The sequence below is a fragment of the Haladaptatus sp. genome (assembly GCF_049589095.1).
Taxonomy (GTDB): domain Archaea; phylum Halobacteriota; class Halobacteria; order Halobacteriales; family Haladaptataceae; genus Haladaptatus.
The window spans coordinates 1-7698 of sequence record NZ_JBAWAC010000493.1 but is presented as its reverse complement, the minus strand read 5'-3'; the positions used below and the strand labels follow the sequence as shown (position 1 = coordinate 7698).

General features: G+C 61.8%; 9 protein-coding genes. 5 read left to right on the top strand and 4 right to left on the bottom strand.

Features of this window, described 5'->3' with window-relative positions; genetic code table 11:
* Positions 1 to 172: 172 nt before the first annotated feature.
* Positions 173 to 1456, bottom strand: coding sequence for an amidohydrolase (locus tag WBV42_RS15235; protein ID WP_423986778.1), 1284 nt, complete (start codon positions 1454 to 1456; stop codon positions 173 to 175).
* 254 nt (positions 1457 to 1710) lie between these two features.
* On the opposite strand from WBV42_RS15235, the gene WBV42_RS15230 reads away from it, so the two are divergent.
* The 3 genes from WBV42_RS15230 to WBV42_RS15220 all read left to right on the top strand — a co-directional run bounded on the left by WBV42_RS15230 (position 1711) and on the right by WBV42_RS15220 (position 4087).
* On the top strand, positions 1711 to 3282 hold the full coding sequence (locus WBV42_RS15230) for a Na+/H+ antiporter NhaC family protein (RefSeq protein ID WP_423986777.1): 1572 nt from the start codon (positions 1711 to 1713) through the stop codon (positions 3280 to 3282).
* Positions 3279 to 3539 (top strand): DUF7513 family protein, encoded by a 261-nt coding sequence (locus WBV42_RS15225; RefSeq protein ID WP_253226560.1) that lies wholly within the window; start codon positions 3279 to 3281, stop codon positions 3537 to 3539. The genes WBV42_RS15230 and WBV42_RS15225 overlap by 4 nt, the downstream gene beginning before the upstream one ends.
* Before the next feature lie 104 nt (positions 3540 to 3643).
* Positions 3644 to 4087 (top strand): twin-arginine translocation signal domain-containing protein, encoded by a 444-nt coding sequence (locus WBV42_RS15220; RefSeq protein WP_423986776.1) that lies wholly within the window; start codon positions 3644 to 3646, stop codon positions 4085 to 4087.
* Positions 4088 to 4175: 88 nt separating this feature from the next.
* On the opposite strand, the gene WBV42_RS15215 is transcribed toward WBV42_RS15220, so the two are convergent.
* Positions 4176 to 4508, bottom strand: a complete 333-nt coding sequence (locus WBV42_RS15215) for an uS10/mL48 family ribosomal protein (RefSeq protein ID WP_253226562.1) — start codon at positions 4506 to 4508, stop codon at positions 4176 to 4178.
* Between the two features lie 191 nt (positions 4509 to 4699).
* On the opposite strand from WBV42_RS15215, the gene WBV42_RS15210 reads away from it, so the two are divergent.
* Positions 4700 to 5128: a bis(5'-nucleosyl)-tetraphosphatase gene (locus tag WBV42_RS15210; protein WP_253226563.1), complete on the top strand. Its 429-nt coding sequence runs from the start codon at positions 4700 to 4702 to the stop codon at positions 5126 to 5128.
* 26 nt (positions 5129 to 5154) lie between these two features.
* Here the strand turns inward: WBV42_RS15210 and WBV42_RS15205 are convergent, their stop codons facing one another.
* On the bottom strand, positions 5155 to 5865 hold the full coding sequence (locus WBV42_RS15205; protein WP_423986775.1) for a PGF-CTERM sorting domain-containing protein: 711 nt from the start codon (positions 5863 to 5865) through the stop codon (positions 5155 to 5157).
* Positions 5866 to 6000: 135 nt separating this feature from the next.
* On the opposite strand from WBV42_RS15205, the gene WBV42_RS15200 reads away from it, so the two are divergent.
* Positions 6001 to 7035: a DUF5787 family protein gene (locus WBV42_RS15200; protein ID WP_423986774.1), complete on the top strand. Its 1035-nt coding sequence runs from the start codon at positions 6001 to 6003 to the stop codon at positions 7033 to 7035.
* A gap of 3 nt (positions 7036 to 7038) precedes the next feature.
* Here WBV42_RS15200 and WBV42_RS15195 read toward each other — a convergent pair whose 3' ends face one another.
* A complete protein-coding gene (locus WBV42_RS15195; RefSeq protein WP_423986773.1) occupies positions 7039 to 7539 on the bottom strand; it encodes a DUF5797 family protein in 501 nt (166 codons plus the stop codon).
* Between the last annotated feature and the right edge of the window lie 159 nt (positions 7540 to 7698).

Below are 7698 nucleotides of genomic sequence, written 5' to 3'. Positions count from 1 at the left end.
GGTTTGTACCTCTCGAACACTGCAACACTCGTTCGAATCATTCAGAGGGTTGTGACGGGTGCATATAAAAATTACCGTGTTCTTTTGAAGCTGTTGGAATTATATTATCAATTGTTGTCTAACAGGTATCGGGCATAAGCGCGGTTGTGATTGTTTGCCCGTAGATGGACATCTACGGTCGTTGCTGTGCGATTTCGAGGATGGATGTTGAGAGTAGATCGACCCCGATTCCGAGGCTGTCCTCGTCCACGTCGAACGTCGCGGTGTGGTGGCCACCCGGGTGATCCGTTCCGACGCCGACGTACGCCGCGAGACCGCCGTTGTCCTGAACCTCCTGCATCAGATACGTGGCGTCCTCGCTGCCGCCGAGCGTGTCGCGCCGAATCGGGTTATCGACGCCAGTCGTGTTCAGGGAGACGTCGTGGATGATGTCGACCAATCCGTCGTCGCTCACGGCGCTCGGCGCTTCACCCTCCGAACTCAGTTCGACCGAACAGCCGTGCATCGCCGCCGCGTTTTCGAGGACGCGGACGGCACGTTCCTTCATGTAATCCTTGAGTTCGGTCGTCTCGCCCCGCACCTCGCCGTCGATGAAGGCCCCCTCCGGGATGATGTTCGTCGCGGTGCCGCCGCCGACCTGTCCCGCATTGATCCGCGTCGGGCCGTCCTCGTGGCGGGGAATGGCGTAGAGGTTCTGAACGGCGGTCGCCATCGCCTGAATTGCGTTCTCGCCCGCGTTCGGTTGGCCGCCAGCGTGGGCCGGTTGGCCGGTGAACTCCGCGAGGAAGTGATCCACCGCGAGGAAACCGCCCACACCCGCGACGACTTCGCCGGTCGGGTGATCGAGGCCGATGTGCACCGCCAGCAAGTAGTCCACGTCGTCCAGATGGCCGCTCTTCGCCATCGGTTTTGCTCCGGCGACCATCTCCTCACCCGGTTGGAAGAAGACCTTGAACGTCCCCTCGAAATCGCTGTCCTTGATCGCCTCCAGTACGCCGATTCCCATCGTGATGTGCGAATCGTGCCCGCAGGCGTGCATCGCGCCCGGGTGCTCCGAGCGGAAGCCTTCGGCGGCGGGAACGTGATCGTCGTCCGTCGATTCCTCGCGAATCAGACCGTCGATGTCCACGCGCAGGGCGACCGTCGGTCCCTCACCCCGTTCGAGGACGGCGATAGCGCCCGTGTTGCCGCCTTCGAGCCGTTCGAGGACATCCTCTCGTGCCCCCGCCGCGTGAGCCTGTTCGTACCACGTTTCGAGTTCGTCGTCGTCCGGGACGGCCATGCGCTCCTCCTGAGCGAGTACCTCCGGCCCGACGTACAACTCGTCCACGCCGATGGATTCGAGTTCCTCGACGATCCGTGCGGTGGTGTAGAACTCACGCCACGCCGGTTCGGGGTGGCGGTGAAGGTCGCGTCGGAGCGAGACGAGTCGGTCGCGGTGTTCCTGTTGACTCATAGCATGGGCCACGATTGCGGGGGTCTTAAACACACGAAAAGCGGCCAGGGGAACGTGTCGGAACCACCCATATTATTGTTTGAGACCACGAATGTTTCGATATGAAACGGATCCCCCAAGCCGTCCGGAAAGTCGCCTCCGGAATAACGCGACCGTTCACGATTTCCGCCTGACGTCGCATCGTCCGTCAATTGTTACCGACTACATTTATACGACCCCGGTCGCTTGTCACAGGATGTCAGAGGGAAATACGAATGAGTACGCCAAGCGACGAGCGTGACGAAGAAGTAGAAGAAGAGTTAGCGCAGGCAGAGCACGCGCGACACGAATCCCGCATCGAGTTCCACGGCGGGACGGTGATGAGCGCGCTCCCCATCGGGTTGTTCATCGTCTGGGCGATATTTCAGAGCGGGTTTCTCGGTGTCGGGGACACATCGGGACTCGTCGTCGGGATGCTCGTCTCGCTCATCGTCGGGATGTTCTTCGCGAAGGGCGATTGGAAGACGTACGCCAACACCATCTTCGAGGGGATGACCCAGCGCGTGGCCGCGACGGCCATCGTCGCGTGGCTCTGGGCCGGGATGTTCGCCCAAGTGTTACAGGACGGCAAGTTCGTCCAGGGACTCGTCTGGGCCGCCGAGACGCTACACGTCGGCGCGTCGCTGTTTCCGGCGGCGACCTTCATCCTCGCGGCGCTGTTGGCGACGGGCATCGGGACAGGATACGGGACGACCATCGCGTTCTCGGGTCTGTTCTTCCCCGCAGGACTCGTGGTCGGTGCAAACCCGGTGTTGCTGTTCGGTGCCATCCTGTCCGGCGCGGTGTTCGGCGACAACCTCGCCCCGGTCAGCGACACGACCATCGTCAGCGCGGTGACGCAGGACTCGGACATCGGCGGCGTCGTCGCCTCCCGATTCAAGTACGCGCTCACCGCGGCGCTGTTCGCACTCGTCGGCTACGTCATCGCCGGGATGGTGATGGAGGGAGCGAACATCTCGGGGAACGTCTCGTTGAACAGCAACCCGGTCGGCCTCATCCACCTCGTCTCGATGGGCATCGTCATCGTGACGGCCATCTCTGGCCGCCACATCGTCGAGGCGATTTCGTGGGGACTCGTGTTCGCGGTCGTCATCAACGTCGTCACCGGTCTCGCGCCGATTCAGAAGATGTTGGTGTTCTACGCGCCGAACAACGGCCCGCTCGCTAGCACCTTCGGGTTCCTGCCGTTCGTTCAGACGGTCGCCGTGAACGCGGGCAACGCGGGCACGGTCGGCGGGAGCCTCTACAGCGGTGCGACGGGATTCTTCCCGCTCATCGTGTTGACGCTCCTCATCGTCGCCGGGGCACAGATCATGATCCGCGGCGGCGGCTTCGAGGCGCTGCAGAACTGGCTGTTGAACACCGTCGCGACCAACGTTCGGCGCGCCGAGACGACCATGGTGCTCGGAACGGCGAGCGTCAACGCCATGATCACCATCAACACCGCCGCCGAAATCGCCATCGCGCCGTACGTGGCCCGAATCGGCCAGCGGTTCAACATCAACGGCTACCGTCGCGCCAACATCCTCGACGCCAACAGCTCCGCCATGGGTTACATCTTCCCGTGGGGCGGCGGCGTGTTGGTCGGCTACGCGACGATGGTTCAACTCGTGGGCAGCGACCAGTTCGGTTGGTTCACGCGGTCGATGGTCGTCAGCCCCGCACACGTCTGGCCGTTCGTCTTCCAAGGCTGGTTCCTGTTCGCCGTGTTCCTCTTCTCGGCGCTCACCGGGTTCGGCCTCGTATACGTCTCCGACCGCCGTGCCGAGGAGGTGGCGCGGGTATGAGCCTCCTCGACAAGTATCTCGCGGGCTGGTCGTTCCGGACGAGCACCCCGACGTTCGAGGTCGGCGAGGAGATAGACGTCTACCTCACCGGTCAGCGCAACGGAACCGCGACAGCCCGAGTCGGCGACACCATCCTCCGAGTGGAGGGGGCACCACCGGGCAAGGTCGACGACCGCGTTCGACTGCGCGTCGAGGAGTTCGACGCGAACGAGCACCGAGGACGGGCGACGTTCGTCGAAACCATCGACGGGGAGTGAACCGACTCGGTTACGTCGAGGTAACCCCGTAACCGAGCGCTTACGGCCGGTTTATGCCTTCTAAAAGCTTCCTTTCGAGTACGTACCTTGGGGGGTGCGGAACGATGGAAACGGAGAACTCGATCGAGCTACCGGACGCGGGCGATTCGCGCCGGGAGTTCATGAAGAAGGGACTGCTCACGGCGGGCGCGCTCGGCCTCGGAATAGCAGGGGTCGGGACGGCCGCGGCACAGAGCGATCGGAGCGTACTGGTGTATTTCGACGATTACGTCGCGGAATCGGAGTTTCGGGTCGTCTCGATGCTTCCGGCGACGATCACGGTTCGGATGTTGATGCTCCCAGGAGGGGGAGAAGCGCCCGAAATCTCGCAACCGGACGACTACAACGGCTACGCGATTCGGTACGTGCGGGGGACCAACGTCGCCGGGGCCTCCTACGTGTTCACGAAGGGGACGCTACGGGAGCGGACGAAGTATCGATTTTCGAACGACGCGGCGGTCTTCAGTAGCCGTCTCGGTCTCCTCGACACCACCGTCAACCGAAGCTAAGTCGGCGTCGAGGAACCGAGTCGCCACTATCCGTCGTCGATTCGAGTTGGAGGATGTTCGAGAATTCGAGAACCGGGAGAAACGAAAATCAGGCTTTGCCCATGCCCTGAATCTGTTCGAGTTCGACCTCGACGCGGATTCCGGGCGGGAAGTCCATCTGGGCGACGCGGCGGGACACGTCGTTGTGACCGACGATTTCCAGCCGTCGAGTGTAGACGGTGTAGTCCCAACTTCGGAACTGCCGTCCCTCCTCCCCGGAGAGCGTTTTATACTGTGGTACACGGTGGTGTTCCGGCGGGTCCGAATGCGGGCCGCGCAAGTCCGCGCCTTTTCGTCCGGCGAGATTTCGAATGTCGGAAACGACATTGTCGAGAACGGGCCGGTTCCCGCTCTGTAGGAGTACTTTTGTGATGAAGGTCATGGCTAGCTCTGTAGGCAGTACACAATCCTGCTACGTAAAACGTCTGCTTCCGACTCGCCACTTTCCCCTTATATTTTGAGGGCATGTAATAAAAAAGGAGAGGATGAATTCAAAGCGCAGGGCGGAGTAGACGGGAAAACGACTGTATTGCTTCGACATTCCTTTAATGGCTACCCGCGTACATGGACCCAATGGCAGTTAACGCTACGAGCGCGGGTGCGATCCTGTTCAGGGATACCCGTGGTCGACGAGAATACCTCCTCCTCAAAAGCCGTCCGGGCGATTGGGAGTTCCCAAAAGGCGGCGTGGAGGGCGACGAAGAGCTACAGCAAACGGCGATACGTGAAGTCAAAGAGGAGGCCGGAATCGAGGATTTTCGCCTCCTCGACGGCTTCCGCGACGACTACAGTTACGTCTTCGAGGCGAACGGGACGACGATCCACAAGACCGTCCACCTGTTCATCGCCAAATCGTACGAGGCCAGTGCGGAACTCTCGACCGAACACCGGGACCTGCAGTGGCGCGACTACGAACAGGCGATAAACACCATCACGCAGGACGGACCGCGTGACATCCTCCGGGATGCACACGAGTTCCTCGACGAGTACGACGACGACTGAAAAAGCGAAATCGATTTTTTGGAAACTTACTGACGCCGAGCGAGCAGTGCGACTGCCGCAAGTGCGACGACCGAGACGCCGAGTCCGAAACCAGGCTGGCCACTGCTGTCCGAGGTCGTGGTGGTGGAATCGTTGGCGGTCGTGGTGGTCGTCATGCCGGACTCATCGAACGTCGTCGTGGACGAACTATCGCTCGTCGTTTCGCGGGTGGTCGTCGAGTCGCCCTTCACTTCGAGGCCGCCGTAGCCGATCTTCGGGATGTTCTTCCCGGTTCCGGCGTAGACGGTGAGTCCGTACATGTCCGGGGAGAACTCCGATTTCGTCTCGTTCTTGACGGTGAGTTCGTCGTCGCCGTTCACCGTCAGCGCCGAGCCGTCACCGCTTCCCGCCTTGGACGTGTCGAACACCAGAACGACGGTGCCGTCGCCGTTGCCGTCCGTGACGGTCGCGTTGAGTTTGTACTCCTTCGCGCCGCCGCCGATCTGAACGGTTATCGCGTCGGCGTCTTTCAGACCGAAACTCATCGTGACCGTTTCACCCTTCTGCACTTCGTACATGGAACGATTGAACGTGACCGTACTGTTCGCATCGTTCTCGAAGAGGTCGGGGGACTGTACCGCGGGGTTGTCCGCGCCCATCGCGTTTCCGGCAGTCGTCGCGGCGGCGGGACCGATGACCGAGCCGCTTGCGAGAAGCGAGACGAGCACGAGGGCCGTAAGAGCATTTCGTCGGTTCATATGTGTTGAATCCCGGTAATCGTCCGGTTATACTCGCCAGCTGACGAGATTGACGTTACTTTCCCTTTATCCAACTAATGTTTTTTGATATGCAGTAGTCGAATCCCTTACCAACGTCGGGTGAGACGGAAGGGTATGGACGAATCGGAGTTCGTCTTCGAACTGCGAACCTGCCGATGGGCCGAGCGACGGTGGCCGCCCGGCGACGGCGAGCGTGCCGTCCTCGTCGCCCGGCAACTCGGCACGAAGCGTCGGCGATGGGACACCGTCGTCATCGAAGTCGATGCCGACGCGTTGGCCCGACGCGCGAACTTCGGTCGTGATCGATTGGACGGCGACATGCTGCACCTCGTGAAACACGCCCCCGAAGAGTGGGAGTGGTACCGCGACGCCCTTCCCGACCCCGGCTATCCGTGGCGCTACGTGCGAGAGACGATTCACGAAGCGGACGACCGGGGAATTCTGGACGTCCGGAAGAACGGAAACCGCCTCGAAATCCGGCGGCGGTTCGTCTACCCGGACTGGGTTCGACGCATGGTCGCCATCGAGAACAAACCCGACCTGGACGCCAGTGCCGCACGGAACCTGCGCCCGCAGTTGGAGCGGGACGTCGCCCTCTCGCTGGCCGACGAGGTCTGGGTGGCGACGAACCGGACGGGGGAGCGCGTCGAACCGGCGTTACTCGAATCCATCCCGGTCGAAGCGGGAATCCTGACCTTCGACGGCCACGACGCCGACGTGGCGTGGTATCCCCGGACGCTCGACGTGAACGCGCCCGGAACGCGAATCCTCGAACGCCCCGGCGGCGGGAAGTACGACCAGTCGGCGGCGCGGTTCGAGTACGTGTCCCCCGAAGAGAAACAGCGAAAACGACTCGCTATCGCGGAGCGGGCCTACGAACGCGGCTGGCGAACCTACACCCGGACCATGCGACCGGACTGTCGGCACTTCGAACTGCGGCGCGAGGACGAACTGGTGTTGCCGTACTGCGCCGCGAAAGCCTGCCACCAGACGGCGCGGGAGTGTTCCGGTCGCTGTCCGTCGTTCGAACCGGAGCCGCCAGCCTGGCGGCAGAAGGGATGGCCCATCGAGGGCGGGCCGGGGAAAGCGAGCAAGCGTCTGCTCGAATCCCGTCGGGAGCGGTTTCGGCCGGGCGAGGCGAAACAGTAGCCGTTAGCCCGACTCTTCGACCGTGATTTCGTCGCGCGCCACGGTCAGTTTGAATGTCGGAACGGTTCGGTAGACGACGTCCACGACGCCCTTTCGCTTCAGGCTCTGGAGCGCGGAGCGCACGTCGTCGACCTCGGGGTCGATATCGAACTCGTCACGGAGGCTGTGGAGAACGGCGACCACGCTCGCCGACCGCTCGTCCGGGGCGGGGACGACGTCGAACACCTGTTTCTGAAGTTTCGGGACGCGGACGACGCTCGGCACGTCGTCCTCCTCATCGGCGACGACGCCGGGTTCCACGTCCACGAGGTCGTTCGCCTCGGTCGTTGCGCGGATGTAGCTGTTTTCATCGCGGTAGTAGTACTCCTTGAGCTCGTTTTCGAGATATTGATGCACCTCGCTCCCGCTCTCCAACCCCCAGCGATCCTGGAGTTCGCTGTTCTTCGTGGGTTGAAGTTCGACCAAGTCCGCGAGTCGATCGCGGGCTTCCTCGGACAACGTCATTGTCGCGTGATTATGACGGGGGGTTATTTCCAACTTCCGGAGCGACGTGAATGGCGATGAGGAAAGTGGTGGGATGAAAACAGATATGTTTTCTAGAAGTGGATTTCCGTCTACTGATGATGGGGATTTTCTGCCGTGAGTCAGTTTTCAGTGATGAGA